14 protein-coding genes are annotated in these 15,506 nt (G+C 61.2%); 9 read left to right on the top strand and 5 right to left on the bottom strand.

Features of this window, described 5'->3' with window-relative positions; translation table 11 throughout:
* Nucleotides 1-117 precede the first annotated feature (117 nt).
* From znuB to DKW72_RS06430, 3 genes are read right to left on the bottom strand one after another with little or no spacing between them, the layout of a single operon-like run.
* On the bottom strand, nt 118-903 hold the full coding sequence (gene znuB / locus DKW72_RS06440) for a zinc ABC transporter permease subunit ZnuB (protein WP_111641515.1): 786 nt from the start codon (nt 901-903) through the stop codon (nt 118-120).
* Nucleotides 896-1,651: a zinc ABC transporter ATP-binding protein ZnuC gene (gene znuC / locus DKW72_RS06435; protein ID WP_111641514.1), complete on the bottom strand. Its 756-nt coding sequence runs from the start codon at nt 1,649-1,651 to the stop codon at nt 896-898. Before znuC ends, znuB begins: the two co-directional genes overlap by 8 nt.
* Complete coding sequence (locus tag DKW72_RS06430) at nt 1,648-2,136, bottom strand: Fur family transcriptional regulator (protein ID WP_111641513.1); 489 nt, start codon at nt 2,134-2,136, stop codon at nt 1,648-1,650. The genes znuC and DKW72_RS06430 overlap by 4 nt, the downstream gene beginning before the upstream one ends.
* A 124-nt stretch (nt 2,137-2,260) precedes the next feature.
* Here DKW72_RS06430 and DKW72_RS06425 point away from each other — a divergent pair, with 124 nt between their 5' ends.
* Complete coding sequence (locus DKW72_RS06425) at nt 2,261-3,181, top strand: zinc ABC transporter substrate-binding protein (RefSeq protein WP_111641512.1); 921 nt, start codon at nt 2,261-2,263, stop codon at nt 3,179-3,181.
* A 121-nt stretch (nt 3,182-3,302) separates the two neighbouring features.
* On the opposite strand, the gene DKW72_RS06420 is transcribed toward DKW72_RS06425, so the two are convergent.
* A complete protein-coding gene (locus DKW72_RS06420; protein ID WP_111641511.1) occupies nt 3,303-3,587 on the bottom strand; it encodes a hypothetical protein in 285 nt (94 codons plus the stop codon).
* A gap of 357 nt (nt 3,588-3,944) precedes the next feature.
* Between DKW72_RS06420 and polA the strand changes: the two genes are divergently transcribed.
* A complete protein-coding gene (gene polA / locus DKW72_RS06415; protein ID WP_111641510.1) occupies nt 3,945-6,692 on the top strand; it encodes a DNA polymerase I in 2,748 nt (915 codons plus the stop codon).
* A gap of 472 nt (nt 6,693-7,164) precedes the next feature.
* Here polA and yihA read toward each other — a convergent pair whose 3' ends face one another.
* Nucleotides 7,165-7,806 (bottom strand): ribosome biogenesis GTP-binding protein YihA/YsxC, encoded by a 642-nt coding sequence (yihA, locus tag DKW72_RS06410; protein ID WP_111641509.1) that lies wholly within the window; start codon nt 7,804-7,806, stop codon nt 7,165-7,167.
* Nucleotides 7,807-8,014: 208 nt separating this feature from the next.
* Between yihA and DKW72_RS06405 the strand changes: the two genes are divergently transcribed.
* The 7 genes from DKW72_RS06405 (at nt 8,015) to DKW72_RS06375 (ending at nt 15,413) form a co-directional block, all read left to right on the top strand.
* Nucleotides 8,015-8,698 (top strand): c-type cytochrome, encoded by a 684-nt coding sequence (locus DKW72_RS06405; RefSeq protein ID WP_111641508.1) that lies wholly within the window; start codon nt 8,015-8,017, stop codon nt 8,696-8,698.
* Between the two features lie 29 nt (nt 8,699-8,727).
* Nucleotides 8,728-9,378 carry a thiol:disulfide interchange protein DsbA/DsbL gene (locus tag DKW72_RS06400; protein ID WP_232522335.1) on the top strand — a complete coding sequence of 217 codons (651 nt, stop codon included), beginning with the start codon at nt 8,728-8,730 and terminating at the stop codon, nt 9,376-9,378.
* Between the two features lie 146 nt (nt 9,379-9,524).
* A complete protein-coding gene (locus DKW72_RS06395) occupies nt 9,525-11,147 on the top strand; it encodes a GGDEF domain-containing protein (protein ID WP_111641507.1) in 1,623 nt (540 codons plus the stop codon).
* A complete protein-coding gene (locus tag DKW72_RS06390; protein WP_111641506.1) occupies nt 11,144-11,785 on the top strand; it encodes a methylamine utilization protein in 642 nt (213 codons plus the stop codon). The genes DKW72_RS06395 and DKW72_RS06390 overlap by 4 nt, the downstream gene beginning before the upstream one ends.
* 9 nt (nt 11,786-11,794) lie before the next feature.
* Nucleotides 11,795-14,101 (top strand): putative bifunctional diguanylate cyclase/phosphodiesterase, encoded by a 2,307-nt coding sequence (locus DKW72_RS06385; RefSeq protein WP_111641505.1) that lies wholly within the window; start codon nt 11,795-11,797, stop codon nt 14,099-14,101.
* Nucleotides 14,098-14,982, top strand: coding sequence for a DUF3034 family protein (locus DKW72_RS06380; RefSeq protein ID WP_111641504.1), 885 nt, complete (start codon nt 14,098-14,100; stop codon nt 14,980-14,982). Before DKW72_RS06385 ends, DKW72_RS06380 begins: the two co-directional genes overlap by 4 nt.
* Nucleotides 14,982-15,413 carry a group I truncated hemoglobin gene (locus tag DKW72_RS06375; RefSeq protein WP_111641503.1) on the top strand — a complete coding sequence of 144 codons (432 nt, stop codon included), beginning with the start codon at nt 14,982-14,984 and terminating at the stop codon, nt 15,411-15,413. The genes DKW72_RS06380 and DKW72_RS06375 overlap by 1 nt, the downstream gene beginning before the upstream one ends.
* Nucleotides 15,414-15,506: the final 93 nt, after the last annotated feature.

Genomic DNA, 15,506 nt, shown 5'->3' with positions numbered 1-15,506 from the left:
TCGGATTACGCCTTCGGCTAATCCGACCTACTGGGAGCAGCGTGCCATTGTTCGAGTAGGTCGGATTAGCCCGCAGGGCGTAATCCGACACTGAGGCACCTAACCGAATTCAACCCGTTAACGAGGTTGTGGCTTTAGCAGCGTCAAGACAAACAGGCTGGTGGCCGAGAGCACGATGGAGGGACCGGCGGGGGTGTCCCAGAAAAAGGACGCGGTGAGCCCCGCGGCGACCGACAGGCAGCCAAAGCCCCCGGCGATCAGCGCCATCTGCTCCGGGGTGTGGGCCAGGCGGCGGCTGGCGGCGGCGGGAATGATCAACAGGGCGGTGATCAGCAGAACCCCCACCACCTTCATGGCAATGGCGATCACCAGCGCCATAATCAGCATAAACGCGGTGCGGATCAGGGCCACCGGCAAGCCTTCCACCTCCGCCAGCTCCTCGTGCACGGTCACCGCCAGCAGCGGTCGCCAGAGCCATAGCAGAAGCGCAATTACCGCCGTGGCGATCACCCACACGGTCACTACATCGGCACGGTTGGCCGCCAGAATATCGCCAAACAAGTAGGCCATCAGGTCAATACGACTGCTGGTGAACACGCTCACCAGCACCAGCCCCAGAGCCAGCGTGGAGTGGGACAGAATGCCGAGCAGGGTGTCGGTGGCGAGCAGGCGGTTGTGTTGCAGGGCCACCAGCATCAGGGCCAGCAGCAGGCAGCCGATGGCCACCGCGATATTCAGATTGATATCCAGCAGCAGGCCAAAGGTCACCCCCATCAACGCCGAGTGCGCCAGGGTATCGCCGAAATAGGCCATGCGTCGCCAGACCACAAAAGCGCCCAGGGGGCCGGCCACCATCGCCACGCCCAGGCCGCAGAGCAGGGCATAAAGCATAAAATCAGGCATCGTGGGGCTCCGTCCCGGTGACGATATTGCCGTGATCGTCGTGTTCATGATCGTGGTGGTGGGTGTAGAGCGCCACCTGGGGTTTGACGGTATCGCCGAACAGGTCCAGGTACGCCGGATGGGCGGTGACGTCCTCGGGGTGGCCCTGGCAGCAGATGTGCTGGTTCAGGCACACTACGGTATCGGTGTTGGCCATGACCAGATGCAGATCGTGGGAGACCAGCAGCACCCCGCATTGGCGCGCCCGGCGAATGTCGTTGATCAGTTTATAGAGCGCTTCCTGTCCGGTGATATCGACGCCTTGCACCGGTTCGTCCAGCACCAGCAGGTGCGGGTCGCGCAACAGCGCCCGGGCCAGCAGGACCCGTTGGGTCTCGCCGCCGGAGAGCTGGCTCATGGGGGTGGTCAACAGGCTCTCAATACCGGTGAGCGCCACCACCTCATCCAGGTCGATACGCGGTTTGCCCGCAAGCGCGAGAAAACGCCGGGCGGTGAGCGGCAGGCTCGGATCGATATGCAGTTTCTGGGGCATGTAGCCGATACGCAGGGCCTTGCGTCGGGTCAGGGAGCCGGTATCCGGCTTGACCAGCCCGAGCAGCACCCTTACAAGCGTGGTCTTGCCCGCACCGTTGGGGCCGATCAGGGTGGTGATCTTGCCCGCCTCCAGGGTCAGGTCGGCGTGTTGCAGGATATCGCGCCCGCCGCGCCGAACGCCGATATGGTGAGCGCGAATCAGTGCCTCGCTCATACTTTGCCGGTCTGGCAGCGGGCACACAGGCCGGTGACTTCGAGGGAGTGCGCTTCGACACTGAAGCCGGCGTTGCGCGCCGCGCTCAAAATGTCTTTGTCGAGTTTGTCACTCTCCAGCTCGACGGCAACGCCGCAGTCGTTGCAGAGTAAAAAGTGACTGTGGTGTTGATGTTCCGGGGAAGGGCAGCCGACAAAGGCGTTGAGCCGGTTGATCCGGTGAATCAGTCCCTGTTCCAGTAAAAAGTCCAGCGCCCGGTAGACCGTGGGTGGCGCGACCCGGCGGGTGGATTCTTCCGACAACATCTCCATCAGCGTGTAAGCCCCGAGCGGTTTATGACTGTCCCAGATAAGCGCCAACACCTGCTCCCGCAAATCGGTCAGGCGCACACCGCGCTCCGCGCAAAGCGTGCGCGCGGCGCTCAGGGCGTCGTCGATGCAGTGATCGTGGTTGTGCTGGCTGCAGGCCAGGGGCCGCTCGGTCATCAATCGTTTCGCCTATGAGAATTCCAAACTTAAAAGACAGTGGTTATGTTACTATATAACCTTTCTGGGCGACACCCGGCCGCCCGAACGCTTCTGCTGGGTATAGTAACGGGTTTCTCATCATATGACTGCATATCCCCTGTTTTTCCTCCGTGTTGCCGGGCGCCTGGCGGTGATGCTGGGGCTGTTCCTGGCACCTACGGTGCTCGCCGAAGAGCGACCTATGGTGCTGGCGAGCGTCAAGCCCCTGGGTTTGATTGCCCAGGAGGTGGCTGGTGGCCGAGCCGAGGTGCAGATCCTGCTCCCCGATACCGCCTCGCCCCACGACTATCCGTTGCGGGTGTCGGATGTACGCCAGCTACGTTCGGCCGATCTGGTGCTCTGGGTAGGCCCGGAGCTGGAAAGCTTTTTACAGCGCCCCTTGCGCAACCTTCCGGCCGCCAACCAATTGGAGGCTCAGCAGTTGTCCGGCATTGTCTGGCCGACCAGCGGTGGCCACAGTCATACGGATGCCCGGGGCCAGCAGCATCACCACGACCAGGACCCGCACCTGTGGCTCAACCCGACTAACGCCGGAGTCATTGCCAGGGCACTGGCCGAGCAGTTGGGCGCGGCGGATCCGGGAGGCGCGGACCAATACCGCGCCAACGCCGAGGCCTTCACGGCCGACCTGGTCGACCTGGATGCGCAACTGGCCGCCCGCCTGGCGCCGGTCAAGGGCGTGGGTTACGTGGTATACCATGAGGCCTACGGACACTTTGCCGAGCGTTATGGCCTGACGCAGGTGGCTCATGTCACCGTCTCCCCCGAGCGTCGTCCGGGCGCACGCCACCTGTATCAACTGCGCCAGCAGGCGGCCTCGGCCCAATGTCTGTTTACCGAGCCCTACTACGATATGCGCGTGGCCGAGGAGTTGGCTGACTCGCTAAACCTGGGGGTGGGCGAGCTGGACCCGCTCGGCAGCCGGACAGTGACCAGCTACCGTTTGCTGCTTGAGCAGATGGCTGAAGACTTTTACCGGTGTTTGCAGCCTGCTGAAAGCTGAGTAGAACATGGCGCGCATAAAAAAACGCCGGAACCCTGGTCAGTTATGACACGGTTCCGGCGTTTACGACGAGCAATTATCGGCAATAACCATCGATAAGGGCACTGCTGCCCTCATCCATTTAGAAATTCACTTCAAATTCCATGACGCCGCGATCCATCAAACGCTCTTCAAGCTGTGCGTTGATGCGCTCGTTCATCGCGCTGATTTGCGCGGAAAAGTCCGCAGCGGGCGCTTGAGCTTGCGTTTGGGGCTTGCGAGCCTGATTGCTCCAGCGATCTTGATGGGCAATATCGGCTGCCGCCAGGGTCAGGTTTTGGCGGTTTTCGGTGCTGGCAGTATCGTCTGCTACGACGGATTGCGCCGCAAACAGCAGTACAGTAAAAACAAAAGCGATGCGCTTCATGTGTATGGCCCTCCTTGAGTTGCCAGTGGTGACGCGGTCAGTGGGTAGTCCGACGCGTCGGGTTGCTTCAGTAAGGTATGTGTTACCTTGTGTTACGTATGGTAACAACAAGACAGATCATAATCTAGTGTCATTTCAAAGAAATGACGATAAAGTGCTGATTTTGTTAAATTCGTCTCAAAATCAGGTGCGGCCTGTGATGCACTGCACAAAAATCGAACAGGTAACGGCGGCGGTAACACTTTCAGTGCGTCGCCGTCGTGCCTTTGTGCGCCAGCGGCGAGCCTTGTGTGCTTTTGGTGTATCCTTGCGAACCAATTTGATGCAATCCCGAACCCGGTAATTTGAGAGACTGCTATGAGTGAACAACGGCCCCTGGTCCTGGTGGATGGCTCCTCCTACTTGTACCGCGCCTACCATGCGCTGCCCCCGCTGACCACGTCCCAAGGGCAGCCCACTGGCGCTGTGCGTGGTGTGATCAGCATGCTCCGGCGCCTGCTCAAGGATTACCCGGACAGTCCGGTGGCGGTGGTATTCGATGCGAAAGGCAAGACCTTTCGCGATGACCTCTACGCCGAGTACAAGGCTCAGCGCCCGCCAATGCCGGACGATATGCGCCCGCAGGTGCAGCCCATCCACGACATCGTCGAAGCCATGGGCTTGCCGTTATTGGTCGTCGAGGGGGTAGAGGCGGATGACGTGATTGGCACCCTGGCGCGCCAGGCCACTGAGCAGGGGCGCGACGTGGTGGTGTCCACCGGCGACAAGGATATGGCGCAGTTGGTCAACCAGCATGTCACCCTGGTGAACACCATGACCGGCACGGCCCTCGATGTGGCCGGGGTCACGGAAAAGTATGGCTTTGGCCCGGAACTGATGATCGACTACCTGGCCCTGATGGGTGACAAGGTGGACAACATCCCCGGTGTCCCGGGGGTGGGTGAGAAAACCGCGCAGGCGCTGATTCAGGGGTTGGGTGGCTTGGACGCCATCTATGCCGACCTGGAGGCCGTGCGTGAACTCGGCTTTCGCGGCGCCAAAAAAATGCCCGAGAAGCTGGAGGAGCACAAGGCGCTGGCGTTCCTGTCCCACGAGTTGGCCACCATCAAAACCGATGTCGAGCTGGACGTGACCCCGGAGCAGATTGTGCCGGGCGAGCCGGACAGTGCGCGCCTGCAAGTGCTGTTTCGGGAAATGGAGTTCAAGAGTTGGGTTGCCGAGCTGGCCGACGCAGCCCCTGCGGAGGCGGAGGTCGTGGCCGAGGAGGCGGCGGTAGCGGCTGTCCCCGCAGCGGTGGAGGCCAACTACGACACCGTGACCACTGAGGCGGCCTTTGACGATTGGCTCAAGCGTCTTGAAAAAGCGGATTTGATCGCCCTGGATACCGAGACCACCAGCCTGCAGGCCATGGCGGCCGATCTGGTGGGGATCTCCGTCGCCGTGGCGCCGGGCGAGGCCGCTTATATTCCTCTGGGCCACGATTACATGGGCGCGCCCGAGCAGTTGTCCAAAGAGAAGGTGCTGGCGGCCCTCAAACCTTTGCTGGAAGACCCCCAAAAACCCAAAGTGGGTCAGAACCTCAAGTACGACCGCAACGTATTGCGCGGCTGCGGTATTGAGCTCAAAGGCATTGCCTTCGACACCATGCTCGAATCCTATGTGCTCAACCCCACTGTCAGTCGCCATAATATGGATGACCTGGCCCTGCGTCATTTGGACTACACCACCACGCATTATCAGGACATCGCCGGTAAGGGCGCCAAACAGCTCACCTTCAACCAGATCTCCCTGGAAGTCGCCGCGCCCTATGCCGCCGAAGATGCCGATATCACCCTGCGTTTGCATCGGCACCTGTGGCCGGAGCTGGAGCAGGTCGAACCGCTGCGGCACGTCTTTCAGGATCTGGAGATGCCCCTGGTGCCGGTGCTCGCCGATATTGAGCGCAACGGTGCCCTGGTGGACGCCAAGCGCCTGGGCGAGCACAGCCGCCAGTTGGGCGATCGCTTGACCGAGCTGGAACGGGAGGCTTATGAGATTGCCGGGCGCGAATTCAACCTTGGCTCTACCAAGCAGTTGGGCGAGATCCTGTTTGACGAGCAGCAGTTGCCGGTCCTGAAAAAGACCCCCAAGGGTAAACCTTCTACCGCTGAGGAAGTCTTGCAAGAATTGGCGCTGGACTACCCGCTGCCCAAGGTGCTGATGGAGTACCGGGGCCTGTCCAAGCTCAAGTCCACCTACACCGACAAGCTCCCGCAGATGATCAATCCGCGCACCGGGCGTATCCATACGTCTTACCATCAGGCGGTAACGGCCACTGGGCGGCTGTCATCTTCGGACCCCAACCTGCAGAACATTCCCATCCGCACCGAAGAGGGCCGCAAGATTCGTCAAGCCTTTGTGGCGCCGGAGGGCTATAAGGTCGTGGCCGCGGATTACTCGCAAATCGAGCTGCGCATCATGGCCCACCTGTCCGAGGACAAGGGCCTGCTCAAGGCCTTTGACGAGGGCCTGGATGTGCACAAAGCCACCGCCGCCGAGGTCTTCGGGGTCGATCTGGAGCAGGTCACCGGCGACATGCGTCGCAGTGCCAAGGCCATTAACTTTGGTCTGATCTACGGCATGTCTGCCTTCGGTCTTGCCAAGCAATTGCACCTGGGGCGCAAAGAGGCCCAGGAATACATCGATCGTTACTTTGAACGCTATCCCGGGGTGAAGAAGTATATGGATGACACCCGTGCCCTGGCCCACGACAAAGGCTACGTTCAGACCCTGATGGGTCGGCGCCTGTACCTGCCCGAGATCAACGCCCGCAACGGCGCCTTGCGGCAGGCGGCCGAGCGCACCGCGATCAACGCGCCCATGCAGGGCACCGCCGCCGATATCATTAAAACCGCCATGATCGATGTCCACCAGTGGTTGCAGGCGCCCGAACGCGACGCCCGGATCATCATGCAGGTGCACGATGAGTTGGTGCTGGAGGTGGCCGAAGGCCAATTGGACGAGATCTGTAAAGGGGTTGAATCCCGTATGTCGGCGGCCGCCAAACTCAAGGTGCCGCTGCTGGTTGAGGCGGGCGTGGGGGACAGTTGGGACGAGGCGCATTAGTGCCCTGTGAAAAAAGTGGAAATTTTTTTCACAGGGCTGGAACTAAGTGCGAATGGGCTCGGTCAGACTCATCAGTAACATGATGAAGTGAACCCCTCGAGTGTTAGCGCATGACTGACGTCACCCCAAGGATGTCAGTGTTTCAAGCCGGTGACTCCCCCAAGTCGCCGGCTTTTTTTTGCCCTCAGTTTCGGAGTTTTTGCTAGTCGGCACGCTGGCGGCGGGCATAGCTTTGCGGGACACGCCGTGAACCCATCCGTGGGGGCTCGACTGCCGCCGTCCGGGCGGCAGACGGTCCCGCAAAGCTATGCCCGCCGCCAGCTCCCTTGGGTGGAGTCCGAAACTGGTGGGAGGCGCTGGAGAGTAGCGGGGTGCGGGGGACACTCCCGAGACCGTCTGCCGCCTGGACGGCGGCAGTCGAGCCTACAGGGAAGTATTTACGGCGTGTCTCGGGAGTGTCCCCCGCACCCTGCTACTCGGCCGTCTGCGGTTCGGAGTCCGCCTGAGTAGGGCAAAGCCAGCTTTCGAGTTTGGCGGCTAGGGTGTCGACGCCGGTGCGTTTGAGTGATGAGAAGGTCTGGGCGGTGACCAGATCGTCGACGCCCGCGGCTTTCATCTCCTGGCGAATTTTCAGCAGTATGCTGTTGGCGGGGCCTTTTTTGAGCTTGTCGGCCTTGGTCAGCACCAGGTGGACCGGCATCTCAGCCTCCACCGCCCAGTTGATCATCGTGGTATCGAACTCCTGCATGGGGTGGCGGATATCCATCAGCAGCACCAGCCCCTGGAGTGACTCGCGTTCCTGCAGGTACTCGGACAGGTGTCGCTGCCAGCGCTCCTTCATGGCCTTGGGGACCTTGGCAAAGCCGTAGCCGGGCAGGTCCACCAGGAATTGATTCTCGCTCAGGGCAAAAAAATTGATCAATTGGGTCCGTCCCGGGGTCTTACTGGTGCGGGCCAGTTTCTGGTTGCCGGTCAGGGTGTTGATGGCGCTGGATTTGCCGGCGTTGGAGCGCCCGGCAAAGGCCACTTCCAGGCCGCCCTCGGGCGGACATTCCCGGATGGTCGGGGCGCTGAGGGCAAAGCTGGCGGTACTGAAATTGATTTTGGTGCTCATAAACCCTGCAAATTCCTGCGGTTAGTCTATATAATGCGCGATGATTTTGGTGTGAAACGGCCGCTTGCGGTGCGTCCCGGCCGGATCTCTGGCCTCGCGGCAGGCCCTAGTGTACCCTAGCGGCCCCCGGGACGCGCGGCGTATTAAAGCCGTTTTTGGAATAGCGCCACCCACCGGTGTGGCAATCATCGAGATAACAGGTTAGCCAATGAAAAAGTTAGTAACTCGTGTGCTCTTCTCTCTGGGTATGGTCGCTCTGGCTCAGGGTGCTATGGCCGGTGACCCCCAGGCCGGTGCGGACAAAGTCGCCGTGTGTGCGGCTTGTCACAGCGATGACGGCAACAGCCCCTCATCCGCCTTCCCGAAAATTGCCGGGTTGGGTGAAAAGTACCTGCTCAAGCAGCTGCGCGATATCCAGACCTGGGATCAGGAGCAGCAGCAGAATATCGCCCGCCCAGCTGGCCGTGCGGTTCCGCAGATGACCGGTATGCTGCGCAATCTGAGCGATCAGGACCTGAAAGACATGGCTGCCTTCTATGCCCAATACGAGATGCAGACCAGCGGCGCGCGTGAATTCGACGTCCAGATCTACACGGGCGATATGGTCGATAGCCTGGAGCTGGGCGAGCGCATCTGGCGTGCGGGCAACCTCGAAACTGGCGTACCGGCCTGCACCGGCTGTCACGCTCCCTCCGGCATGGGCAACGATCCGGCAGGCTTCCCGCGTCTGGCAGGCCAGTATGCGGAGTATATTGAACAACAGCTGCGCGCCTTCCGCGCTGGCGATCGTCGCAACGATGGCGAAGAAATGATGATGCGCGGTACCGCCAGAAATATGAGCGATGCTGAGATCAGAGCCGTAGCCAACTTTATTTCCGGGCTGCAGAAGTAATACAAGCCGACTTACGGGGAGAGAATCCTATGCGTTATATGATGGTTGTAGTGGGGATGCTGGCGATGTTGCTGGCCGCCTGTTCAGATCAAACCAACGCTCAGGATGAGTATGTTGAAGGCCGCCACTTTGTCGAGCTGAGCCAGCCGGTGCGTACCAGCGACCCGAGTAAGATCGAGGTCAATGAGATTTTCGCGTACACCTGTGGCCACTGCTTCAATTTCCAATCGCCCCTGCGCGCCTGGAAGGCGAATCTGGCGGACGATGTGGACTTCCTGCAAACACCGGCGATGTGGAACAACCAGATGGAAGTCTACGGTCGCGGCTACTACACCGCCCGCGCTCTGGGTATCCTCGATGACGTGCACATGGCGATTTTCAACCACCTGCACGTAGAGCGTCGCACCCTCAACTCCCGCGATCAGTGGGTCAGCTTCCTGTCCGGCTACGGTGTCGAGGAAGAAGAGGTGCTCAGCACGTTCGACTCCTTCAGTGTCACCAGCCAGGTGCGCCAGGCCGACGCCCGGGCCCGCGGCTATCAGATTGCCGGCACCCCGGAGATGGTGGTCAACGGTCAGTATCGGGTGAGCACCCAGTTCAATGGCGTCGACAGCCACAGTGACATCCTCAACATTGTTGACTTCCTGGTAGAGAAAGTACGCGCCGAACGGGCCAACTAACCCGCTAGCGAGACCGCTATCAAGATCTATGCTGCCCGTGTCCGGTAACCCCGGGCGCGGGCAGTGTGGTTTTGGGGGCCGAATTTTGCCTGGCCTATAATCTGTGCCACACTTTATCCGTTAACAGGCCAAAGGAGCCGAGGACCTTGGATCACTCCACCGATAATAGCGATTGGCGCAACAAGTATTTCGCGGCTCTCGAGCAGTTGGAACAACTGGAGCAGGACGGCGCCGAGCAGGCCGAGCTGCTACGTCGACTGCTGGTGCGCATCAGCTTGGCCGCAGATGGCCAGGAACCGGGCCTGGATCGCACATTGGACCAGCTGCGCAGCGCTCTGCGCAATGGTGGCCCGCTTACCGATGTCCAGCCCCAGGTCGACGTGGCTCTGTCCGAGTTTGATGATTTTCGTGGGCGCAATGCCGAGGACCTGGCGAGCGCGCTCACACGCATGGCCAGTCTGCTGCCTCAAAGTCAATTGCCGCGCCCGTTGCGGCGCGAGTTGCGCGGTTACCTCAAGCAGATGGGACGCCAGACCGATAAAATCTGGCTGCTTCCCGATCTGATTGAACAGCTTGCCGATATTCAGCAGCGAGCGCAGCTGGCGCTGCGTGAGCACAAGCCGAGCATGATCGACCGACTCAAGGGTCAGAGCCCGGCGCCTGCCTTCAGCGGTCCGCCGGACGAGCTGTGCCAGGATGTTTGCGAGATCCTCCAGTCGTTGATCGCCAATTTGGCTATGGATGACGAGTCTGCGGTCGAGGCCCAGGGGCTGATGCGTGAGCTGCGACTGGGGCTGAGCTGGGACAACATGGTTGGCAATCTGGCGGCTGTGCGCGACCTGCTCATGCGGGTGCATCTGGCCAGCAACCGGGCGTTTGGGGATTACCTGGAGCGCGTCAATGGTGAGCTGACCGAGATTTACAGCGCGCTCGAGGGCGCGTCCCAGGCCCAGGTCAGCCGTCAGGCCACAGGCGAAACGCTGCACGCCAATGTCGAACAGGAAATGGCCGGGCTGAGCGCCTGTGTCAAAGATGCCCGCGACCTGAACCAACTCAAGACCCAGGTCAATACTCGCTTGGGCAATATTCGAGAATCCCTGCGTCGGGTGCGTTCGACCGAGGAAGATCAGAAAGCGCTTACCGGGCAGCTCGTGCGGCTGGCTGAACAGATTCAACACATGGAGCGCGAGGCTGAGAGCAGTCGTAAGACGCTCCAGGAACAGCGCCATAAAGCCCTGCACGACCCACTCACGACCTTGCCCAACCGTGAGGCCTATGACGAGCGCCTGGCCCTGGAGCTGCAACGATGGCAGCGCTACGGCCACCCCCTGACCCTGGTGGTGTGCGATGTCGATCACTTTAAATCGATCAACGACCAGCACGGTCACCTCGCCGGTGATCGCATCCTTAAAGTGATTGCCCGGGAGTTGCGCAAGCGTCTGCGCGAAGTGGACTTCATCGCCCGCTACGGGGGTGAGGAGTTTGTCATCCTGATGCCGGAAACCGATGCCGAGCAGGCCTGGCACGTCATGGAGGATATTCGCGAGACCCTGGCGTCGGCCAAATTCCGCTTTCAGGGCGAGCAGCTTCAGATTACCCTCTCGGCTGGCTTGGCGCCGATCGCGCCGGCCGACACCGCCGAGTCGCTGTTCGAAAGGGCCGATAGCGCCATGTACCGCGCCAAATCCGGCGGTCGCAACCGTTGCTGTATGGCAGACGAGCAAGACGTGCAAGCGTTCGAAAAACCCGAAAATGAGGCCCGCCAGTGAAGCGTTTATGGCTTGTACCAGTCCTGTTGTTCGTGAATCTGGCGTGGGCGGTGGACGTCGAGGTGCGCTTTACCGACGATAGGGAGCAGCCCCTGCGCGATGCCGTTGTCGCCCTGGTGCCCGAAGCGGGAACCGTGTCGACCGATGAGGTGGCCCAGGCCGTCATGGACCAACGCGATATCCGTTTTGTGCCTCACGTGATCGCGGTGCGACGCAATACCGCCGTGTCCTTCCCCAACAGTGACAACATTCGTCATCATGTGTATTCATTTTCCCCGCCCAAGCGCTTTGAATTGCGCCTCTACCACGGCACCCCGTCCGAGCCAGTCGTTTTTGACCAGACCGGGCAGGTGGTGATTGGTTGTAATATTCACGACACCATGCTGGCCTACATCTACGTCGTCGATACCGACTGGTTTGGGGTGTCCGGTGACGATGGCCGGGTAGAGTTGGCCGACGTCCCGCCGGGCAACTATCAACTGGAAATTTACCACCCCCGATACCCTGAGCCCTACCGCGAATCGGTGACTCTGAACGCGGGCCAACCCTTCAGTCAACAGATACAGTTGTCGCCCCTTGAGCCGGGCCCGCGGGAGCGCGCCGCCGACTCGGAACTGGAGCGCCTGTTCAGGCGATAGGTAGTGCACATGGGGCGCCGTTATCGGGTGAAAAGTTATCTGGTCAAGCTGTTGTTGTGGATGCTGGCGCTGGTATTGCTGCTGGAGGCGTCGTCCTACCTCACCACCCGGGTCGCCATCCGCGATGCGGTCACCGCCAACGCCCGGGCCGAGCTGGCCCGTGGCGGCGAGGTCTTTTCCCGGTTGATGGACGCGCGCGCTGAACAGCTGGCGCTTTCGGTCACTGTGCTGACCGATGACTTTGGCTTCAAGGAGGCGGTTGCCAGCAACGATGCCCCGACCATCCGCTCGGCCCTGATCAATCACGCCGCCCGGATCCAGGCCGACCTGGCGCTGGTGGCCGACAACCAGGGCGTGCTGGTGGCCTCGACCCTGGAAGCGCCCTCAGAGGCGCTGGACGGGATCATTGCCCGGGGCGACGCCACCGGCACCCGCTACGATACCGTGATCATCAATCAGCGGCCCTATCAGTTTGTGGTGTCGCCGGTCCGGGCGCCGGTGCGTATCGGCACCGCCGGTCTGGGCTTTGAAATTGAAGACAGCCTGAGCGAATCCCTCAAGCGCCTCACTGGCCTGGAGGTCGCCTTCGTCGCTACCGGTGACGCGCCGCGTTATCTCAGCGGTACCCTCGACCAGGACGAACGTCAGGCCCTGCTGGAGCACTTGGCGGCGGGTGCGCCCGAGTTCGGCGAACCCTTTATCAACCGCGAGATGATGACCCTGCGTGTGCCCATTGCCGCTGCCCCGGATTCCCTGGAGGCGGTGTTGCAGGTGCCGTTGGCCGAGGTGCTGGCCCCCTACTCCGCGCTGGATCGGCAGCTCTTGTGGATTACGCTCGGCTTCTCCCTGTTTGCGGCGCTCCTGGCTTGGCTGCTGGCGGGCACCGTCACCCGTCCGCTGCGTACCCTGGCGGCGGCGGCAAGGCGTATGGCGGCGGGTGACTACGACACGCCCGTGCAGATTGAGTCTCGCGACGAAATGGGTCAGCTCGCGCAGGGGTTTACGCGAATGCAGCGCGCGATCGCAGAGCGCGAACGGGAAATCACCTTTCGTGCCCAGCACGATGCGTTGACCGGACTCTATAACCGCGCTCAGCTAACCCCTTTGCTGGAAGCCGAACTGGCGGACGCGAGCACCGGCGGCGTCCTGTTGGTGGACATTGAAAACTTTACCGCACTCAACGATGCCCTGAGTCCGGAGATGGGCGATCAGATTCTGGTGGCAGTGGCGCAGCGCCTGAAAGCGTTGGCGGGCACGGGTGAGCGGGTGGTGCGCATGGGCAGCGATGAATTCGCGCTGTTGCTGACGGCGGCGGATGTGGATGATGAGGCGGCGCTCGCCAACCGTTTGCGGGGATTGTTTCTGGCGCCCTTGGCCATCGGTGAGTTGCGCGTCAATGTTGAGGTGAAGGCGGGACTGGTGCACTACCCGGCGGATGGACAAGCGCCGGATGCGCTGCTGCGTCGCGCCAATCTGGCCTTGCAGGCCGCCGACGCCCGGCGCTGCCCCATTTGCCGTTATCAATCGGGTTGGGACGAGCGACACGCCCGTCGCCTGATGGTATTCCGGGAGTTTCGCGAGGCACTTGCCGACGGTCAGATGCAGCTCTACTACCAGCCCAAAATCAGTTTGGCCCCACCGCCGATCGTGGCCGCCGAGGCGCTGGTGCGCTGGATCCATCCGCGCGAGGGTTTTATTAACCCCGATGATTTTATCGGCACGGCGGAAAGCACTGGCCAGATTACGTTGCTGACCCGTTGGGTGATCGATGAGGCGGTCGGCTTGTTGGCGCGGGTGCCGGCGCTGCACCTCTCGGTCAATCTGTCGGCGATGGATTTGCTTGAGTCCGACTTTGTGGATGACGTCCGGGCTACCCTCGCGCGTCACCAGGTCGCGCCTGAGCGTCTGACCCTGGAGGTCACCGAAAGCGCGTTGATGGTCGATCCGACCCAGAGCCTGGCGACCCTGCACCAGCTCAAGGCCCTGGGCACACCACTCTCCATCGACGACTTTGGCACAGGTTTTTCGTCGCTGTCGCAACTGAAAAAAATGCCCGTCAGCGAACTCAAAATTGATAAATCGTTTGTGCTCCAGCTCGACAGCAGTGACGATGACCAGCGCATCGTGCGCTCGACCATCGACCTGGCTCACACCCTCGGGCTGACCACCACCGCCGAGGGTGTCGAGAACGCCGGGGCCGAGGCGCTCCTGCGTCAGTGGGGGTGCGAGCGGGTTCAGGGCTTTTACTATGCACGTCCACAGCCAGAGGCGGATTTTTTGCAGTGGCTTCAAGACCATTCAGGACAGGAGAAATGAGCGTGTCCCGACCTCGAGTACTACCCCTGCTGAGCGCGTGGTTGCTCGCGACCCTGCTGGCGTCGCCGGCGCTGGCCGCCGAATCGCGCAGCCGTATACTCGCCACAAGCGCGGCAACCACCCTCGAGGGCAGTGCCGGGGGCGGCATCGTGCCCATGGCCGTGCTGCCGGGCTATGGCGCGCGCGAAGAGCAGGGTGGCAGTGCCTTCGTCAGCTATGTTCATTTGCCGGATTACGACCTGGCCGTGGCGGGGGTCAACTGGAGTTGGCGCAACCGCGTGGCCATCTCCCTGGCGGAGCAGCGGCTGTCACACCAGCCGTTGTCGGAGCGGCTTGACGTCGAACCGACCAGTATTCGGCAGACCGTGGCCGAAGCCAAAGTGCGCCTGGCGGGCGATCTGATTTACACCGATTGGCCTCAGGTCAGTGTGGGCGTGCAATACAAAAAGAATCACGACTTTTTTGTACCCCAAGCGGCCGGCGCCCAGGATGATTCGGGCTACGACCTCTACCTGAGTGCCACCCGGTTGATTCTTGCCGGGCTGTTTGAGCGCAACCTCTTGCTCAACGCCAACATCCGCTACACCAAGGCCAACCAAGTGGGCCTGGTGGGCTTTGGGGGCGATCTCAACGACAGCCACGAATGGGTGGGGGAGCTGTCCGCCGGACTGTTCCTGAATCAGCATTGGTTGATTGGCGCTGAATACCGGCAAAAGCCGGACAATCTGTCTTTCATTCCCGAGAGCGATTGGTATACCGCCTTTGTCGCCTGGTTCCCCAGCAAACGCTGGAGCCTGGTGGGCGCCTATGTCGACCTCGGGGAAGTGGCTACTTTCGACAATCAGCGTGGCGCCTACGTATCGCTGCAGGGGAGTTTCTGATGAAGCGGTTAACACAAGGGGTCGTGGCTGTGCTCGCGCTCGGGCTGGTAGCTTGCACCTCACTGCCGGGCGGCGAAGACAGCCTCTACCAGCGCCTGGGGGGCGAAGCCGGTATCGAGGGGATCGTGTACGAACTGCTGGTGGAAATTGCCAATGACGAGCGCATCGTTGAGCGTTTTCGCGAGCTCAATATCGCGCGCTTCCAGCAGGGCCTGGAGACTTACCTGTGCAGTGTCACCGGCGGCCCCTGCCAGTACACCGGGGACAGCATGCGTATCGTGCACTCAGGGCACAACTTCACCGATAGCGAATTCAATGCCCTGGTGGAAAACCTGATCACCGCCATGAATCGTCGGGACGTTGATACCGGCACCCAGAATCGCTTGTTGGCGATTCTGGCCCGGGATTACAAGGACGTCGTCTACCTGTAGGTCGCGCCTGACGACCCGCCATCGTATCGGCGCCCAGCGGCGTCGCCAGCACTTGTTATTCTTCCCGTTTATGTTATGTTATAACGTCAAATA

Origin of the sequence: Marinimicrobium alkaliphilum, from assembly GCF_003259155.1 — a bacterium.
GTDB classification, from domain to species: Bacteria; Pseudomonadota; Gammaproteobacteria; order Pseudomonadales; family Cellvibrionaceae; genus Marinimicrobium_A; species Marinimicrobium_A alkaliphilum.
This window is presented reverse-complemented; position numbering and strand designations above follow the sequence as displayed.

What these genes read in the sequence shown, in the direction of transcription:
- DKW72_RS06425 (WP_111641512.1), top strand. Translation starts at nt 2,261, where the DNA reads ATGACTGCATATCCCCTGTTTTTCCTCCGTGTTGCCGGGCGCCTGGCG.
- znuB (WP_111641515.1), bottom strand. Translation starts at nt 903, where the DNA reads ATGCCTGATTTTATGCTTTATGCCCTGCTCTGCGGCCTGGGCGTGGCG.
- DKW72_RS06380 (WP_111641504.1), top strand. Translation starts at nt 14,098, where the DNA reads ATGAGCGTGTCCCGACCTCGAGTACTACCCCTGCTGAGCGCGTGGTTG.
- DKW72_RS06405 (WP_111641508.1), top strand. Translation starts at nt 8,015, where the DNA reads ATGAAAAAGTTAGTAACTCGTGTGCTCTTCTCTCTGGGTATGGTCGCT.
- polA (WP_111641510.1), top strand. Translation starts at nt 3,945, where the DNA reads ATGAGTGAACAACGGCCCCTGGTCCTGGTGGATGGCTCCTCCTACTTG.
- DKW72_RS06430 (WP_111641513.1), bottom strand. Translation starts at nt 2,136, where the DNA reads ATGACCGAGCGGCCCCTGGCCTGCAGCCAGCACAACCACGATCACTGC.
- DKW72_RS06420 (WP_111641511.1), bottom strand. Translation starts at nt 3,587, where the DNA reads ATGAAGCGCATCGCTTTTGTTTTTACTGTACTGCTGTTTGCGGCGCAA.
- znuC (WP_111641514.1), bottom strand. Translation starts at nt 1,651, where the DNA reads ATGAGCGAGGCACTGATTCGCGCTCACCATATCGGCGTTCGGCGCGGC.
- yihA (WP_111641509.1), bottom strand. Translation starts at nt 7,806, where the DNA reads ATGAGCACCAAAATCAATTTCAGTACCGCCAGCTTTGCCCTCAGCGCC.
- DKW72_RS06385 (WP_111641505.1), top strand. Translation starts at nt 11,795, where the DNA reads ATGGGGCGCCGTTATCGGGTGAAAAGTTATCTGGTCAAGCTGTTGTTG.
- DKW72_RS06400 (WP_232522335.1), top strand. Translation starts at nt 8,728, where the DNA reads ATGCGTTATATGATGGTTGTAGTGGGGATGCTGGCGATGTTGCTGGCC.
- DKW72_RS06375 (WP_111641503.1), top strand. Translation starts at nt 14,982, where the DNA reads ATGAAGCGGTTAACACAAGGGGTCGTGGCTGTGCTCGCGCTCGGGCTG.